The sequence below is a fragment of the Agrobacterium larrymoorei genome, assembly GCF_005145045.1.
Classification (GTDB): Bacteria; Pseudomonadota; Alphaproteobacteria; order Rhizobiales; family Rhizobiaceae; genus Agrobacterium; species Agrobacterium larrymoorei.
Map to the genome: position 1 here is coordinate 1,244,263 of NZ_CP039691.1, position 15,902 is coordinate 1,260,164.

14 protein-coding genes are annotated in these 15,902 nt (G+C 58.1%); 10 read left to right on the plus strand and 4 right to left on the minus strand.

Features of this window, described 5'->3' with window-relative positions; all coding sequences use genetic code 11:
* Window positions 1-81: 81 nt before the first annotated feature.
* From CFBP5473_RS05840 to CFBP5473_RS05855, 4 genes are all read left to right on the plus strand, one after another.
* Window positions 82-1,434, plus strand: coding sequence for an LLM class flavin-dependent oxidoreductase (locus CFBP5473_RS05840; RefSeq protein WP_027676030.1), 1,353 nt, complete (start codon window positions 82-84; stop codon window positions 1,432-1,434).
* A 9-nt stretch (window positions 1,435-1,443) separates the two neighbouring features.
* The gene (locus tag CFBP5473_RS05845; RefSeq protein ID WP_027676031.1) at window positions 1,444-2,292 is read left to right on the plus strand and encodes an ABC transporter permease; all 849 of its coding nucleotides are present in this window, start codon (window positions 1,444-1,446) and stop codon (window positions 2,290-2,292) included.
* Window positions 2,293-2,400: 108 nt separating this feature from the next.
* A complete protein-coding gene (locus CFBP5473_RS05850; protein ID WP_027676032.1) occupies window positions 2,401-3,378 on the plus strand; it encodes an ABC transporter substrate-binding protein in 978 nt (325 codons plus the stop codon).
* A 12-nt stretch (window positions 3,379-3,390) separates the two neighbouring features.
* Window positions 3,391-4,158 carry an ABC transporter ATP-binding protein gene (locus tag CFBP5473_RS05855; RefSeq protein WP_027676033.1) on the plus strand — a complete coding sequence of 256 codons (768 nt, stop codon included), beginning with the start codon at window positions 3,391-3,393 and terminating at the stop codon, window positions 4,156-4,158.
* On the opposite strand, the gene CFBP5473_RS05860 is transcribed toward CFBP5473_RS05855, so the two are convergent.
* Window positions 4,155-4,730 (minus strand): GNAT family N-acetyltransferase, encoded by a 576-nt coding sequence (locus CFBP5473_RS05860; RefSeq protein ID WP_027676034.1) that lies wholly within the window; start codon window positions 4,728-4,730, stop codon window positions 4,155-4,157. The genes CFBP5473_RS05855 and CFBP5473_RS05860 overlap by 4 nt on opposite strands.
* Window positions 4,727-5,617 (minus strand): phosphoserine phosphatase SerB, encoded by an 891-nt coding sequence (gene serB, locus CFBP5473_RS05865; RefSeq protein ID WP_027676035.1) that lies wholly within the window; start codon window positions 5,615-5,617, stop codon window positions 4,727-4,729. The genes CFBP5473_RS05860 and serB overlap by 4 nt, the downstream gene beginning before the upstream one ends.
* On the opposite strand from serB, the gene miaA reads away from it, so the two are divergent.
* Window positions 5,616-6,512, plus strand: coding sequence for a tRNA (adenosine(37)-N6)-dimethylallyltransferase MiaA (gene miaA, locus CFBP5473_RS05870; RefSeq protein ID WP_027676036.1), 897 nt, complete (start codon window positions 5,616-5,618; stop codon window positions 6,510-6,512). The genes serB and miaA overlap by 2 nt on opposite strands.
* Window positions 6,513-6,520: 8 nt before the next feature.
* Here miaA and CFBP5473_RS05875 read toward each other — a convergent pair whose 3' ends face one another.
* Complete coding sequence (locus CFBP5473_RS05875; protein ID WP_027676037.1) at window positions 6,521-8,500, minus strand: ATP-binding protein; 1,980 nt, start codon at window positions 8,498-8,500, stop codon at window positions 6,521-6,523.
* Between the two features lie 370 nt (window positions 8,501-8,870).
* On the opposite strand from CFBP5473_RS05875, the gene CFBP5473_RS05885 reads away from it, so the two are divergent.
* The 4 genes from CFBP5473_RS05885 (at window position 8,871) to CFBP5473_RS05900 (ending at window position 14,152) form a co-directional block, all read left to right on the plus strand.
* Window positions 8,871-10,664: an acetolactate synthase 3 large subunit gene (locus tag CFBP5473_RS05885; RefSeq protein WP_027676038.1), complete on the plus strand. Its 1,794-nt coding sequence runs from the start codon at window positions 8,871-8,873 to the stop codon at window positions 10,662-10,664.
* Between the two features lie 21 nt (window positions 10,665-10,685).
* On the plus strand, window positions 10,686-11,258 hold the full coding sequence (gene ilvN, locus CFBP5473_RS05890; RefSeq protein ID WP_027676039.1) for an acetolactate synthase small subunit: 573 nt from the start codon (window positions 10,686-10,688) through the stop codon (window positions 11,256-11,258).
* 295 nt (window positions 11,259-11,553) lie between these two features.
* Complete coding sequence (locus tag CFBP5473_RS05895) at window positions 11,554-11,877, plus strand: hypothetical protein (RefSeq protein WP_027676040.1); 324 nt, start codon at window positions 11,554-11,556, stop codon at window positions 11,875-11,877.
* 352 nt (window positions 11,878-12,229) lie between these two features.
* Window positions 12,230-14,152, plus strand: a complete 1,923-nt coding sequence (locus tag CFBP5473_RS05900) for a methyl-accepting chemotaxis protein (protein WP_027676041.1) — start codon at window positions 12,230-12,232, stop codon at window positions 14,150-14,152.
* Between the two features lie 142 nt (window positions 14,153-14,294).
* Here CFBP5473_RS05900 and CFBP5473_RS05905 read toward each other — a convergent pair whose 3' ends face one another.
* Window positions 14,295-15,140, minus strand: a complete 846-nt coding sequence (locus CFBP5473_RS05905) for an aldo/keto reductase (RefSeq protein ID WP_027676042.1) — start codon at window positions 15,138-15,140, stop codon at window positions 14,295-14,297.
* 143 nt (window positions 15,141-15,283) lie between these two features.
* On the opposite strand from CFBP5473_RS05905, the gene CFBP5473_RS05910 reads away from it, so the two are divergent.
* Entirely contained in the window at window positions 15,284-15,877 is a 594-nt protein-coding gene (locus CFBP5473_RS05910; RefSeq protein WP_027676043.1) for a LysE family translocator, read from the plus strand.
* Window positions 15,878-15,902: the final 25 nt, after the last annotated feature.

Genomic DNA, 15,902 nt, shown 5'->3' on the forward strand with positions numbered 1-15,902 from the left:
GTGCTGATCAACGAGTGATGCAGCAGCGGCTTTCAGTTTCGCAAGGACAGATCCGGGCGAGCAGATCAAGGCGAGGGACCGATGACACGTAAGATCAGACTGGGTGCATTTCTGCCGGGTGGCGGTCAGCACATCGCAGCGTGGCGTCATCCCGATCAGCCCGCAGATGGTGCGGTCAGTCTGGAGTTCCACAAGCAGCTGGCGCAGACGGCGGAGCGTGGACTTTTCGATGCATATTTTCTCGCCGATAATCTGGCGATCGGGTTTGGCGGGGCGAGGGAAGGCGGCAATGCGAAGGTGGCCGGGTTCGAACCGACAACGCTTTTCTCGGCGCTGGCGACCTTCACCAAAAATCTCGGCTTCATCGCCACCTCTTCGACAACCTATGAAGAGCCCTATCTGACAGCGCGCAAATTCGCTTCCCTCGATCTGATCTCCGGCGGGCGGGCCGGGTGGAATGTCGTGACGACAACGGGTGATCCGACCGCGCAGAACTTCAATCGCGATACGCAGTTGCCGCATGCAGACCGCTACAAACGCGCTGCCGAGCATGTGGATGTCGTCAAACAGCTCTGGGATAGCTTCGAGGACGATGTCTTCGTGCGGGATGTGGAAAGTGGCGTTTTCTACGACAAGTCCCGGCTGCATGAGGCTAACCATCGGGGTGAGCATTTTCAGGTTCGCGGACCTCTGAACGTGTCGCGCTCGCCGCAGGGTCATCCGGTCATCGTTCAGGCGGGCCAATCGGATGATGGCCGCGGACTGGCAGCGGCCACCGCAGAGGTTATTTTCACGGCCCATCAGCATCTCGATACCGCGCAGGAATTCTACCGCGATATCAAGAACCGCGCGCGTGGCTTCGGGCGCGATCCGAACCATATTCTCGTCATGCCCGGCGTGTCGCCCTTCGTTGGCAGAACGCAGGCGGAGGCGCAGGAAAAGTACGACAAGCTCACCTCCCTCATTCTGGAAGAGGATGGCGTGGGGCTGTTGAACGGGTTGACAGGCGGCACGCTGGATCTGCGCGGCTATGATCTCGATGGCCCGTTGCCAGTTGCGCCACCCACCGAGGGCATGAAGAGCCGTCAGGCGCTTCTTCGCCAGATCGCGGACGAAAACAACTTCACCATCCGCCAGCTCTATCAATGGGTGGCGTCCGCGCGCGGGCATTTTACCATCGTCGGTACGCCGGAAACGATTGTCGATACGCTACAGGAATGGTTCGAGAACGAAGCCGCCGATGGCTTCAACATATTGCCGCCATGGCTTCCAACCGCGCTGGATGACTTTGTCGATCTGGTGATCCCTGAGCTTCAGCGCCGCGGCCTTTTCAGAACGCAATATGAGGGCGCGACGCTGCGCGAAAACCTCGGTCTGCCATTCCCCATCAACCGCTGGACTGCTGCGCGCTCAGTCGTGCAAGCCGCTGAGTGAGGTCGCATCATGTCTTATGAAGACGCCAAGAGTGTTCATCCAGCCCTGCTGAATTATCGCGAAGCGCGCCAAGAGCCATCCATCGTGCAGATTGCTGGCAACTATCTGAAACCATTTCTGTCCAGATACGGTCTGGTGATCGCATTTCTGGCAGCCTGGCAGATTTCCAGCGTCTACGGCTGGATCAACCCTGCGGTCTTTCCCCGTCTGGATACGATCTTCCTTGCGCTGTGGAAGGGTATATCAAGCGGCGCTCTGCTGGGGGATATTGCGATCAGTCTTCAACGGTCCGGCATCGCCTTTGCCTCAGCCGTCATCATCGGCATCCCGCTTGGGCTGTTCATGGGGCAGGTCGCAGCCGTCGAAAGGGCGCTCGATCCGCTGCTTCAGTTTTTCCGCCAGACATCGGCGCTTGCCCTTTACCCTGTCTTTATTCTGCTTCTGGGTCTTGGAGAGACATCGAAGGTCTTCGTGATTTTCTGGGCCACGCTCTTCCCCATCCTGCTGTCCACGATCAGCGGTGTGAAGGAAGTGGATCGCAAGCTGATCGAGATGGCGAAGACCTATGGCGCGGGCTCCATTGCCATCTTCCGCCGTGTCGTTCTGCCTGCATCGGTGCCTGCCATTTTCGTGGGCCTTCGCCTTTCGGCAACCACCGCGCTGCTTCTGCTGATTGCCGCTGAAATGATCGGCGCGAATAAAGGCATCGGCTTTCAGGTGATGAACGCCCAGTACAATTTCCAGATACCGCTGATGTTCGCCGCCATTTTTCTTCTGGCTTTGCTCGGGCTTGCGGCAAATGCTCTGCTGGTTCTTCTGCAACGCAGGCTCTGCCGCTGGTCCGAACTCTCGCGATAGTTCCGGCATCCGCACATCTCACAGCTTTCATTTTCAACACGTTAGGGCGCCTCTTGCACGTCGCGGGACACGCATGGCCTCTAACGACAGCTATCAAGGGGAAAATCCATGGCGTTTCATTCTCGTAAGCTTCTTCTTTCCGCAGCCATCCTTTTTGGCATCACCGGTGCCGCTTCCGCCGAGGATGTGAAGCTGCGCTATCTTGCGAGCCAGGGCGGCCTTGCCGCCCATGAACTTGCGGCCAAGCTTGGTTATTTCGATGGGACAGGCGTGACGGTGGAAACTGTTGGCTATGCTCAGGGCGGCCCGGCATCACTGTTCGCGCTGGCATCTGGAGACGTGGAGATCGGCAGTGCCGCCACAGCCGCGGTGCTGAACTCGATCATTGGCGGAAACGACTTCGTCGCGGCCTATCCATCGAACGGCATCAATAATGAAGTACAGTCGGTTTTCTATGTGCTGGATGACAGCCCGATCAAGGGCATCAAGGATATTGCCGGCAAGACGATTGCCGTGAACACGCTTGGTGCGCATCTCGATTATACGATCCGCGAGGCGCTGCACTCCGTCGATCTTCCCACGGATTCGGCAAAACCTGTCGTGGTGCCCGGCCCGCAACTGGAGCAGGTGCTGCGTTCCAAGCAGGTGGATATTGCCGCCTTCGGATATTGGCAGACCACTTTCGAGGGCGCTGCAAAGAAGAATGGCGGCATCCGCCCGATCTTCGATGATACCGATGTGCTGGGCGATATTGCGGGTGGCTTCGTGGTTCTGCGCCGCGATTTCATCAAGGCTCACCCAGAGGCCGCCAAGACATTCGTCGAGCAATCTCAGCGCGCGCTGGATTATGCCCGCGAGCATCCTGAAGAAACCAAGAAAATCTTTGCCAAGGCGCTGGAAGAGCGCGGTGAAAACCCGGAGCTGGCGCAGTACTTCCTTGGCTATGGCGTTCGCCCCGGTGGCAAGGCCGTCGACCGCGACCTTCAGTTCTGGATCGACATTCTGACGCGCGAAGGCAAGGTGAAGGAAGGGCAGATCACCGCCAAGAATATTCTGTACTCGCCTGAAACCGCAGCCAGCAATTAAGGGGCGATGAAGATGAGTGTCGCGCAAACCCTGCGTGGAGAGGTGGCTATCCGCCATCTCTCCAAGTCCTACCACCTGAACGGCAAGCCTTTTCAGGTGCTGAAAGACATCAACCTGCATATCCGCTCCGGCGAGAGCCTTGCCATCGTCGGCGCAAGCGGCTCAGGTAAAACCACGCTTTTGCGTGTTCTTGCGGGATTGGAAGAGGCGGATGGCGGCGATGTGCTGATCGACGGTGCTGCGATCCGTGGCGTTGGCAAGGAGCGCGCGGTCATCTTTCAGGAGCCACGGCTCCTGCCATGGCTGACGGTTCTGGATAATGTCGCTTTCGGCCTGGAAACGCAGGGCGTCGCGCGCGAGGAGGCACGCAGCCGTGCCCGGCACTACGTCAATCTGGTGGGCTTGCAACAGTTCGAAGAGGCCTATCCGCGCCAGCTTTCTGGCGGCATGGCGCAGCGTGTCGGCATTGCGCGTGCGCTTGCGGTCCAGCCGGAAATCTTGCTGCTGGATGAGCCGCTGGGCGCACTCGATGCCATGACGAAGATCGGCATGCAGCAGGAACTGGCCCGCATCTGGCGCGAGGAAGACGTGACGACCGTTCTCGTGACGCATGATCTGGAGGAGGCGATCTATCTGGCCGACCGCATCCTGATCCTGCCGCGCGAGAAAGGCGCATCACCGCGCATCATCGATATCGACCTGCCGCGTCCGCGGGATCGCAGCTCAGCGGCTTTCGTGCGCCAGCGCGAAGAATTGCTGCGGCTTTTCGGCCTGCACTAAACTGGCGGATGCCTGTGCATCGCCTTCCATTGTTCGTTGCTGAGTGCGTAAGTCACGTGTGGCTTCAGCTGGGGGTGCGTATCTGGCACGCGCGGATGGTCGAAATCCCGGGATGGGTCGCGGATGAGGCCGATGCGTTTCATGACGGCTGTCGAGCGGTGGTTGTCATGGACCGCGAAGGACACGATTTCGCTGAGCTGTTTCTCATCGAATGACATGGAAAGCAGCGCTTTCGCGGCTTCCGTCACGAAGCCCTGGCCCCAATAGGGGGCAGCGAGACGCCAGCCGATTTCCATCGTGCCGGGTGGGAAAACGCCGTCTACAGTGACAGGAGAGATGCCACAGAAGCCCATTGGCTTGCCAGTCTCACGATGCTCCAGAGCGTAGAAACCGAAGCCGGTGGCGTGGATCATATCGTTGATACGCTCCAGCAAGGCGTCCGATTCCTGCTGGTCGCGGCGCATGGGGAAGAATTCCATGACCTGAGGATCGGAATTGATCTCATGAAAAAGCGCCCGGTCGTCATCCTTCCAGTCGCGAATGATGAGACGCCGGGTGCCGCTGATGATCATGGGGTCACGAAATCCGCTTTGCGGTAACCCTGAAGATAGAGCAGCGCGGTCAGATCGCCGTGGTCGATGCGGATCTGTGCTTCCGCCGCAACAGCGGGCTTGGCGTGCAGGGCAACGCCGCTGCCCGCGAGGTGGAGCATGCCGAGATCGTTTGCGCCATCGCCAACTGCAATTGCGTCCTTCGGGGAAATGCCAAGTGTCTGCGCAATGTCGTTCAACGCATCGACCTTGGCCTGCTTACCCAGAATAGGCTCGGCAACCGTGCCATCGAGATGGCCGTCCTGCTCGCCGAGAATATTGGCGCGGTTCTCGTCAAAGCCCAGCATTTCCGCCACGCGCGAGGTGAATACGGTAAAGCCGCCGGAAACCAGAGCCGTGTAAAAGCCTTTCGCCTTCATCGTGGCGATCAATTCCTTTCCGCCCGGCGTCAGCGTAATCCGTTTCTCGATAACATCGCCGATGACCGATGTCGGCAAGCCCTTCAGCAGCGCCACGCGCTCGCGCAATGCGGGTTCGAACTCGATTTCGCCGTTCATGGCGCGGGCGGTGATGGCAGATACTTTTTCTTTCAGGCCCACTTCTGCGGCAAGCTCATCGATGCATTCCTGTCCGATCATGGTGGAATCCATATCCGCGATCAGGATTTTCTTGCGGCGTTCGTCCTGCTCCTGAATGGCGATATCGATTGGTCGGTCCACGACAGCCATCCGCAGCACCCTTTGGGCGGCGGCAAGATCGGTTCCTTCCCGCAACACCAGATCGCAGGCAATGCCATCTGCCAGCCAGTAAAGGCCGGACGCATCCAGTGCTTTCGCCGCACTTTCGGCGATAGTGGAATTCAGAACAGGGTTTGACGGATTGGCGATAAGCGTGGCAACGAGAGCCATGATGAAAAACCTTGATGATAAATTCGATGCGATCCTGATAACCGGCCCGACGGCAAGCGGCAAGTCCGCGCTTGCTGTTCGTTTGGCCGAACAGCACAACGGCGTCGTCATCAACGCGGATAGTATGCAGGTCTATGATACCTTGCGCGTGCTGACAGCGCGCCCGTCAGAAGAAGACATGCAGGGCATTCCACACCATCTTTACGGTCATATCCCCGCCAGTTCTCTCTATTCCACCGGCGAATGGTTGCGGGAGATCAGCGCCTTGCTGACTGAACTCCTCGCGGAGGGCCGTCTGCCCGTCATCGTGGGTGGCACCGGTCTTTATTTCAAAGCGCTGACCGGCGGCCTTTCGGACATGCCGCCAATCCCCGCCGATATTCGCGAGCGTTACCGGCAACGCCTGATCGAAGAGGGCAGCGCGCCACTCCATCAGGAACTGCAAGCTCGCGATCCCGCAATGGCAACGGTGCTGAAACCGGCGGATGGCCAGCGCATCGTCCGCGCGCTGGAGGTGCTGGAAGCGACGGGCAGCTCGATCAGGACCTATCAGACAACAAGCGGCCCGATGATCATAGACCCCGACCGTGCGCAAAAACTCGTGGTGCTGCCAGAGCGCAGCATCCTGCACGAGCGCATAAACCGCCGCTTCGAAAACATGATGCAAAGCGGCGCTGTGGAGGAGGTGCAGGCCTTGCTCTCCCTCGACCTTCCACCGGATTCCACCGCGCTGAAAGCCATAGGCGTCTCACAGATTGCAGAGATGCTGGCAGGTCGCATGAGCCAGGAAGACGTGACAGAAAAATCCGCCGCCGCCACCCGCCAATATGCCAAGCGCCAGATGACCTGGTTCAGAAACCAGATGGGCGAGGATTGGCAGCGGGTTGCGTCTTAAACTCGCGATCAGTCCTCCCGGTACAAATTACCGAGTGGTTTTTTCAACAGTGTTTCTCTCAGAGACGGGCGCTGTTCGACTGTTGAGAATGATCGCGTTGCGTCTCGTTCAAAATCCGTGCGGCTGGTGCCGTAGCCGGTTTCTGTGGTTTGCGAGAGGCGGGGCAGGGCGCCTGCGGGGCCGCGGGGGAGCATGTCTGGGCGGTAGGGTTCCTGGCCGGTGTTTCCCGTTTCGCTGAATTCGCGGGACCAGCTTTCCAGCTCGCCGTCGTCGTAATCCTTGGAGACTTTCGCGTCGTAGCTCTGCTGGAAGCCGGAAATGTTTGGGCCTGCGACGGATCGCATGCGTTTGACGATGGAGCGCAGGTCCACCGTGTCGGGAGTGTCCTCGTGAATGGCAGGGGCGATGCCGTTGGCTTTCGGCAGCATGTTTTCCGCCACGCGGTTGAACCGCATGCGCATAGGCACGCTGATGGCCTCGCCGAAGGCGATGGCTTCGCCGTTGCCGATGGAGGCGAGGAAGCTGGTTGTGGGTGACGAGGAATTCGGGATGGCCGAGCGGATGATTTCCTGGTCGCTCTCATTGGAAAGCCGCATGGCGAAGACGGTGGAGCATTGCGAGAGGATCGTCTGATCCAGTTCGCCGGGCCGCTGGGTGATGATGCCGAGCGAGACGCCGTATTTGCGGCCCTCCTTGGCAATGCGGGCAATCGCCTGTCTTGTGGGGAAGAAGCCGAGATTGGGGTCTGCGGGCACATAACGATGCGCTTCTTCGCAAACTACCAGCGTATGAATGGCCCCCTGGCTCCACAGCGCCAGTTCGAAGGCCATGCGGCAGAGAACCGATGCAACGGAATTGACGACCTCTGACGGGATACCTGCCAGCTGGAAGACGGAGATCGGCTTGCCTTCTCCCGGAACGCGGAAGATATGCGCCACGGTCTCCATGATCGTATCGCTGATCGTGTTATTGGAGAACATGAAGTGGTAGCGCGGATCGTTGATGGCCGCCATGATGCGCATTTTAAGATTGCGCAGAACCGGCTTTTCGACGCGGCCTTCAAGCCTGCCGAGACGCTCGTCGATCAGCGCCAGCAGGTCGGCGATGCGGTAGGGTACGGGCGTATCCGCCGTCAGCGAGGATTTTTCTGAGGCGCGGCGTACATGCGAGATCTCGGTTCCACGGAAAGCGCGCTTGGCCTCCGGGATCATGTCACGCAGAATGTCCAGCTCGTCTGCCGCCGGTTTCTGGCCACGGAACAGCACTTCGACAAATTCTTCCAGCTTCATCAGCCAGAAGGGCAGATCCAGCGTGTCGGTGTCGATAACGACAGAGGTGGTCGGGAAGGCCGCCGCGAATTCATTATGAGGATCGAGAATGAGCACGCGAAGCTTCGGGTCTTTCTCGATGGCCTTGTTCAGAAGCAGCGAAACGGCGGTGGACTTGCCGACGCCGGTGGAGCCGAGGACCGCGAAATGCTTGGAGAGCATCTCGGGAATGCTGATCGTCGCATCGATCGTCTCATCCTGCGTCAGACGCCCGACGATGGTGCTGCCCTTGCCGGTGTTCTCGTAGATGCGCATCAGATCGCTGGCGCGGATGCGGTGGGCGATGGCGCCGAGATAGGGGTAGCGTGAAATGCCGCTGGAGAAACGTTCGCTGCCATCGCCGGTGCGATAGATTTCGCCGAGTAGCTCGACTTCGATCAGCAGCGTATTGTTGCCGCGCTCGGACCAGTGGCGCGCATCGGTGTTCATGGCGTAGGTGAGGGCGGCCACACGGGTCTCGCCGAGATCGATAGAGATCAGCCGGCCCACGGACCAAAGTTGCGCGAATTCGAGATTGCCGGGTTCGACGGTGGCGGAAATGGTGGCGCGGGAGCCGTTGCAGGAGATGACGTGGCCCAGCAGGCGGTTGCCAGAGGTGGAGTCGTCGCGGCGGTCTTGCTCGCCAGCCTTTGCGGATTTACGCAGATCGTCGTTAAACACGCGTTTCCCCTGTCATGTCGCTATTCTTATTGTTCGACGTTCCCTCCATGTTAAACGACCGCATTTAACAACTGGTGTAATGCACGCGCACATTTGTTTCGTCTGATGACGGTTTTTGGCAATAAACTTCATCGCGCGCGATTTTTTCCGCAATTTGCGTTGACGGAGCCCGTGTTTCTGTCTAACACTCCGCCCCATGAAAAATCTTAACGTACTTATCGTGGTGGGACGGCGCATGGGCAGGATGGTGTAACCATCCGGCGAAAGTACCCATGCGCTGAACGAGGCTCCTCTAGGGGCCTTTTTTTATGTCTCCACTTGGGCCGCAAGGCTCAGCGATATCCAAAGCCAAATCGGGATGGAACAGGCAATGACGGATAAGGACAATACGGAAAACAGCAACACCATGACGGGCGCGGAAATCGTTCTGCGCGCGCTCAAGGATAACGGCGTCGAGCACATCTTCGGCTATCCGGGCGGTGCTGTGCTTCCGATCTATGACGAGATTTTCCAGCAGGAAGAAATCCAGCACATTCTGGTTCGCCATGAGCAGGGTGCGGGACATGCGGCAGAAGGTTACGCGCGCTCCACTGGCAAGGTCGGCGTCATGCTTGTTACTTCCGGTCCGGGCGCGACGAATGCCGTGACGCCGTTGCAGGATGCGCTGATGGACAGCATTCCGCTGGTCTGCATTTCCGGCCAGGTTCCAACGACGCTGATCGGCTCCGATGCGTTTCAGGAGTGTGATACGGTTGGCATCACACGCCCCTGCACCAAGCACAACTGGCTGGTAAAGGACGCCAATGAGCTGGCGGCCATTATCCATGAAGCCTTCCGCATTGCGCAGACGGGCCGTCCCGGTCCGGTCGTTGTCGATGTTCCAAAGGACATTCAGTTTGCGACCGGCACCTACACGCCGCCTTCCGCTGCCGTTCAGCAGAAGAGCTACAAGCCGAAGGTTCAGGGCGATCTGAACGCCATTCAGGCGGCCATTGAGCTGATGTCCAAGGCCAAGCGTCCGGTTTTCTACACGGGCGGCGGTGTCGTCAATTCCGGCCCGGAAGCAACGCGCCTGCTGCGTGAACTGGTCGAACTGACCGGCTTTCCGATCACTTCCACGTTGATGGGTCTGGGTTCTTACCCTGCCTCGGGCGACAAGTGGCTCGGCATGCTGGGCATGCATGGTTCTTATGAAGCCAACATGACGATGCATGATTGCGACGTTCTGGTCTGTGTCGGCGCGCGTTTCGATGACCGAATTACCGGTCGCCTCAATGCGTTTTCGCCCAATTCCAAGAAGATCCATATCGATATCGATCCGTCTTCGATCAATAAGAACGTTCGCGTCGATGTTCCGATCATCGGCGATGTCGGCCATGTTCTGGAAGATATGGTTCGCCTGTGGCGGGCGCTGCCGCATAAGCCGGAGAAGGCGCAGACGGCGGAGTGGCATAGTCAGATCGAGCGCTGGCGCGCGCGTAATTCCTTTGCCTACAAGAACTCCAACGATGTCATCATGCCGCAATTCGCGCTGGAGCGTCTCTCCGCTGCAACGAAGGGGCATGATACCTACATCACGACTGAAGTCGGCCAGCACCAGATGTGGGCCGCGCAGTTCCTCGGTTTCGAGCAGCCTAACCGCTGGATGACCTCCGGTGGCCTTGGCACCATGGGTTATGGTTTCCCTGCCGCCATCGGTGTTCAGGTTGCCCATCCGGATGCGCTCGTTATCGACGTTGCGGGCGATGCTTCGATCCAGATGTGCATTCAGGAAATGTCCTGCGCCATCCAGTACAATCTGCCCGTCAAGATCTTTATCCTGAACAACCAGTATATGGGCATGGTGCGCCAGTGGCAGCAGCTGCTGCATGGAAACCGCCTGTCCAACTCCTACACCGAAGCCATGCCTGATTTCGTCAAGCTGGCGGAAGCTTACGGCGCCGTCGGCATGTATTGCGACGATCCGAAGCAGCTGGACGACAAGATTGCCGAGATGATCGCGGTCAAGCGCCCGGTCATCTTCGATTGCCGCGTCGCCAATCTCGCCAACTGCTTCCCGATGATCCCATCGGGCAAGGCACATAACGAGATGCTGTTGCCGGATGAGGCGACCGACGAGGTTGTTGCCAACGCCATCGACGCCAAGGGCCGTCAGCTAGTCTAAGAGTGGGAAGAGGATAAAGACATGAACGCACACCTACAGCCCACCGGCTCCGCCTATTTCATCCAGAAGGAAACGGAGATGGTCGAGAACCATACGCTTTCCGTTCTGGTCAATAACGAGCCGGGCGTTCTCGCCCGCGTCATCGGCCTGTTTTCCGGTCGCGGCTATAACATTGAGAGCCTGACGGTTTCGGAGACGGAACATGAGGCGCATCTTTCGCGCATCACCATCGTCACACGCGGCACGCCGGGTGTGCTGGAGCAGATCAAGGCGCAACTGGAACGCATCGTTCCGGTTCACCGCGTGGTGGACCTGACGGTTCGCGCCCGCCAGGCCGGGCAGGAACGTCCCATCGAACGCGAAGTCGCATTGATCAAAGTTGCAGGCCGTGGTGAAGACCGTGCGGAAACCCTGCGCCTTGCAGATGCCTTCCACGCCAAGGTGGTGGATGCGACGCTCGATCACTTCATCTTCGAAATCACCGGCAAGTCTTCCAAGATCGACCAGTTCCTGTCGATCATCAAGCCGCTCGGCCTGATCGAAGTCTGCCGCACTGGCATTGCAGCGATGAACCGCGGCCCGCAGGGCATGTAACTTCACTGACATTCTAAGTGTGTTGTAGCCCGCAGCCCATGCTGCGGGCTTTTTCATGCCTGCATGGGTTGTGGATGCGGATACGGGGATTATATTTCACGAGAAATATGGGGATGCCGATACCGTGAGTCCACAGGAAGTTTTCGTTCTCTCTGGCGCCGGAGCTGTAGTTCTGTTGATCCTGTTTTGGCTGGTGATCGGTGTTCGTCGCGTGCCATCTCATCTTCTTTTTGATGCTTGCGGGAATTGCTCTGTTCACGGGCTTCACGCATCAAGAGATTTTTGAGGTGCTGGAATGAAATCCAAATCCCGTCAGGCAATGGCGCTGTACTGCCGAAGCTACCTTCTGACACTGGGTGGCATCACGGTGGCAGGCGTGCTGTTCGTGATCTATGCGGCAACATCCAGCGTGGAAGGACTCTCTTCTGGAGGTTGGGCGCTGGTCGCTGTTTTCGGCCTGCTTGGCGTTACGCTCGTCACGGCAGGCATCTTCGGTAGCCGCTCGATGGTGGACAGGCTGGCAGACTGGACTTCCGGTCATGAAATCAGCATTTTTCTGATGATTTTGGCGTTTCCGCTCTACTGGATATTGAAAAAGACCAACGTCTTTTCAAACTGATTTACCCTTCGATCAGCCGTGAAATTCGGTCGCAAATCTGATCCTCGTTTTCGCTCAACTCTACCCTGGATAGTTCGTCGGCTACGGTCGGAATTTCTGCTTAACGCTGCGTAAGCTGATGATTTCAGTGATCTTTTTTGAATTAGACATTTCGAAGTTTTTTGTTCTGGATGCGCCGGACGGCCACTTTTTTAAGTGTTTATCAATTTGTTTCGCAGCAAAACTATCACGTCTCCTGCTCCATGATGGAGCGTCTCACTTAGATCGGCAAAGCAATGGCTTCCTCTCTCAATCGGGGGATGGGGAGTGGGCACGCTATTGCCATCTGGCAGATTGCCTTACGCGAGGACCCATGTCGTTTCTTGAGAACGCGAAGATTCGTACAAAAATTCTGTCCCTCATCGTTCCGGTCGCCGTTGTCGGTCTGGCTGGTGTCGGTTTCGTTTCCTCCAACTATAAAAATGCCGATAACAACTATTCGGATTTCATCTCTCAGGATGCCATCGCCGCCAGCGAGTTGTTTCGTGCCAATACGTCGCTTGTTGCAATTGGCTACGACACCACTGTTGGCCTGATGATGACCGAGCAGTCGGTAAAGCCGACCGAGATCGAAGCGACCTACAAGAAAGATGTCGACGCGGTTTCCCGGCGTCTGGATAATGCGAAGAAGCTTGTTCCGGAGATCGGGCCTCAACTCGACGCAATGAATGACCGAGCGAAAACAATTATCGCTTCTCTGGACAAGGTCTGGGGCGCCATGCGCACCGGCGATTTTCAGACTGGCCGCAAGGTCCTGCTTGACGCTGGCCCGGCAATCGAACAATGGCGCACGGATATTCGCGGTATCAGCGAAGGAAATCTCCAGGCCGTTTTGACCAAATCGGATGCGCTGACGGATCAGACGAATTCCACGATTCTTACCTCGCTCGTTTCGCTGGGTATTCTTTTCATCCTGGCTATCGTCACCTCGCTTTGGGTTTCCGCACGCGGCATCACCGGGCCCATCAGCCGCCTCAGCTCGCGTATGGTTTCACTCGCCGGTGGCGAGACGAAGCCTGAAATCGAAGGCGTGAACCGCAAGGATGAGGTCGGCCAGATGGCGCAGGCGGTTTCCGTATTCCGCGAAAATGCGCTGGAACGCGCCCGTCTGGAACAGGAAGCCGATGCCAATCGCAGCCTGTCGGAGAAGGAGCGGATTGCGCGTGAAGAGCAGAAGGCACGCGAAGCAGCCGATACGCAGTTTGCCGTCGATAATCTCGCAAACGGCCTGTCGCGCCTGTCGGAAGGCGATGTGTCCTACCGCATCAGCCAGCCTTTCGTAGACCATCTGGATGTCGTGCGTAACAACTTCAACGCTTCCGCCGAAAAGCTTCAGTCGGCTCTTTCCCGCGTGGCCGAAAATGCCCGCGGTATCGATGCCGGTGCCAACGAGATCCGTGCTGCCGCAGACGATCTGGCAAAGCGCACCGAACAGCAGGCAGCTTCGGTCGAAGAGACAGCCGCGGCTCTGGAAGAGATCACGACCACGGTGAAGGATTCGACCAAGCGTGCGCAGGAGGCAGGCCACCTCGTTGCCCGTGCCCGCACAGGTGCCGAGCAGTCGGGCAATGTCGTTCGCAAGGCCGTCGTTGCCATGGAGCAGATCGAAAAGTCCTCGTCTGAAATCTCCAACATCATCAGCGTTATCGATGAGATCGCCTTCCAGACCAACCTTCTGGCGCTCAATGCCGGTGTCGAAGCCGCGCGTGCGGGTGAGGCGGGCAAGGGCTTTGCGGTGGTGGCTCAGGAAGTGCGTGAACTTGCCCAGCGTTCGGCCAATGCCGCCAAAGATATCAAGGCGCTAATCACGACCTCCAACACGCAGGTTCAGCAGGGCGTCGAACTCGTCGGTGAAACCGGTCGTGCGCTGGAAACCATCGTGACGGAAGTGCAGGAGATCAACCGACACGTCATGGCCATCGTGGAATCGGCACAGGAACAGTCTTCCGGTCTGCAGCAGATCAATACTGCCGTCAACCAGATGGATCAGGACACGCAGAAGAACGCGGCGATGGTGGAAGAATCGACTGCCGCCAGCCACAGCCTTGCGCGGGAGGCGGCGTCTCTCAACCAGCTTCTCGGCCAATTCAAGCTTGCCGGTTCCTACGAAGCGCCGGTTCGCGCAGCAACGCAGGCCGAACGCCCGGCCCCGTCACCAGCCCGCGCACTTGGCCGCAAAATCGCCTCCGCCTTCAATGGCAATGCAGCGGTGAAGCAGGACTGGGAAGAGTTTTGATAGGCGCAAACTGACGATGTGAAAGAAGAAAACCGGGCGTCATTGGCGCCCGGTTTTTTGTTGTTGAAGAGTACCCTTCATCTACCGATTCAATTCGCTCCCAAACAGATTCCGAAAACCGCTCCAACTCTTTGAAACAGAATCACAACATCTCCAGCGATGTCTTCTTTTGCTGGGGCGGGAAGGCGGCGTCCAGCGCGGTCCAGTCCTCTTCGCTGATCTCTAGGTCCGGCGCGCCGCGATTTTCCTCGACCCTCTCAGGCCTTGCACTTTTGGGGATGGCAAGAACGCCATCGCGCTCCAGCAGAAACGCCAATGCCACCTGCGCCGGTGTGACCTGATACGCTTTTGCTATGCGGATGAGTTCGTGGTTGTTGAGAAGCCGCCCTTGTTCGATGGGGGAGTAGGCCATGATCGGCACACTATGCTGCTGGCACCATGGCAGCAGATCATATTCCGGTCCGCGACGGGAGAGATTGTAAAGCACCTGATTGGCGGCGCAGTTGCTGCCGTTTTCCACCGCAAACAGTTCTTCCATATCGTCCGTATCGAAATTGGAAACGCCCCAATCGGCGATCTTGCCGTCCTGTTTCAGCTGCTCGAAGGCTGCGACGGTTTCCTCCAGCGGGTATGAGCCGCGCCAGTGCAGCAGGTAGAGATCCAGCTGCTCCACGCCCAGCCGCTTCAGGCTGCGCTCGCAGGCGTCGATCGTGCCAAGCGCGCTGGCATTGTATGGATAGACTTTGCTGACGAGGAAGACGTCGTTGCGTAGATCCCGGATTGCCTTTCCGACGACGTCTTCCGAACGTCCATCGGCATACATTTCCGCCGTATCGACAACCGTCATGCCAAGCTCTATGGCCTTGCGGATGCTTGCCACTTCCTGCGCTTCGGAAGACCGGCTATCGCCCATGTTCCAGGTGCCGATGCCAAGTGCTGGAATGTTCTTGCCGGAGGGCAGGGTGACGGTTGGAATGTCATCATACATAAGGCTTCTCCCGTTTGGTCTCGGTACCATAACCGAAATGCGCGAAGCGTCGATCCATCAAAACTTGTGACGCATCGCATTCGTATGGGTCGCTGGTTTTCGGCTCTGGGGGCGAATAATGTAGCGTTTCCGAGGGGACTTAAATGACTATCGAAACATTCATAGCGCTGCTGCTTTTCGCCTTCACGACATCGATCACGCCGGGGCCGAACAATATGATGCTCTTTGCATCGGGCGTGAATTTCGGCTTTCGAAGGACCATTCCGCATATGCTGGGAATAGGTGTGGGTTTTCTGTCGTTGCTCATCGGCGTTGGGCTGGGGCTCGGTGCGCTGCTGCATTCCGTACCGATGCTTTATACGGCGTTGAAATTTGCAGGCGGCGCTTACCTCGTCTGGATTGCGTGGAAGATCGGCACGTCCCGTAGCCTCAGCGACAGCAAGACCGGCGCAGAGCCGATGACGTTTTTCGGCGCTGCCGCTTTTCAGTGGGTCAATCCCAAAGCCTGGGTTATGGCCGTTACCGCAATGGCCACCTACACGGATGAAAACCAGTATTTCCTCACCGTCATGCTGGTCGGCTTCGCTTTCGCCGCCGTCAATCTGCCGAGCGTCTCGACATGGGCAGGTTTTGGATCGGCACTGCGGGAGTGGCTTTCCGTCCCGGTGCGGCTGAAGTGGTTCAACATTACCATGGCCGTTCTTCTCGTCATCAGCCTGTGGCCGATGCTGAAATGAAAAAGCCCGCGCTCATGGCGCGGGC

What these genes read in the sequence shown, in the direction of transcription:
- CFBP5473_RS05840 (WP_027676030.1), top strand. Translation starts at nt 82, where the DNA reads ATGACACGTAAGATCAGACTGGGTGCATTTCTGCCGGGTGGCGGTCAG.
- CFBP5473_RS05845 (WP_027676031.1), top strand. Translation starts at nt 1,444, where the DNA reads ATGTCTTATGAAGACGCCAAGAGTGTTCATCCAGCCCTGCTGAATTAT.
- CFBP5473_RS05850 (WP_027676032.1), top strand. Translation starts at nt 2,401, where the DNA reads ATGGCGTTTCATTCTCGTAAGCTTCTTCTTTCCGCAGCCATCCTTTTT.
- CFBP5473_RS05855 (WP_027676033.1), top strand. Translation starts at nt 3,391, where the DNA reads ATGAGTGTCGCGCAAACCCTGCGTGGAGAGGTGGCTATCCGCCATCTC.
- CFBP5473_RS05860 (WP_027676034.1), bottom strand. Translation starts at nt 4,730, where the DNA reads ATGATCATCAGCGGCACCCGGCGTCTCATCATTCGCGACTGGAAGGAT.
- miaA (WP_027676036.1), top strand. Translation starts at nt 5,616, where the DNA reads ATGATGAAAAACCTTGATGATAAATTCGATGCGATCCTGATAACCGGC.
- serB (WP_027676035.1), bottom strand. Translation starts at nt 5,617, where the DNA reads ATGGCTCTCGTTGCCACGCTTATCGCCAATCCGTCAAACCCTGTTCTG.
- CFBP5473_RS05885 (WP_027676038.1), top strand. Translation starts at nt 8,871, where the DNA reads ATGACGGATAAGGACAATACGGAAAACAGCAACACCATGACGGGCGCG.
- ilvN (WP_027676039.1), top strand. Translation starts at nt 10,686, where the DNA reads ATGAACGCACACCTACAGCCCACCGGCTCCGCCTATTTCATCCAGAAG.
- CFBP5473_RS05895 (WP_027676040.1), top strand. Translation starts at nt 11,554, where the DNA reads ATGAAATCCAAATCCCGTCAGGCAATGGCGCTGTACTGCCGAAGCTAC.
- CFBP5473_RS05900 (WP_027676041.1), top strand. Translation starts at nt 12,230, where the DNA reads ATGTCGTTTCTTGAGAACGCGAAGATTCGTACAAAAATTCTGTCCCTC.
- CFBP5473_RS05905 (WP_027676042.1), bottom strand. Translation starts at nt 15,140, where the DNA reads ATGTATGATGACATTCCAACCGTCACCCTGCCCTCCGGCAAGAACATT.
- CFBP5473_RS05910 (WP_027676043.1), top strand. Translation starts at nt 15,284, where the DNA reads ATGACTATCGAAACATTCATAGCGCTGCTGCTTTTCGCCTTCACGACA.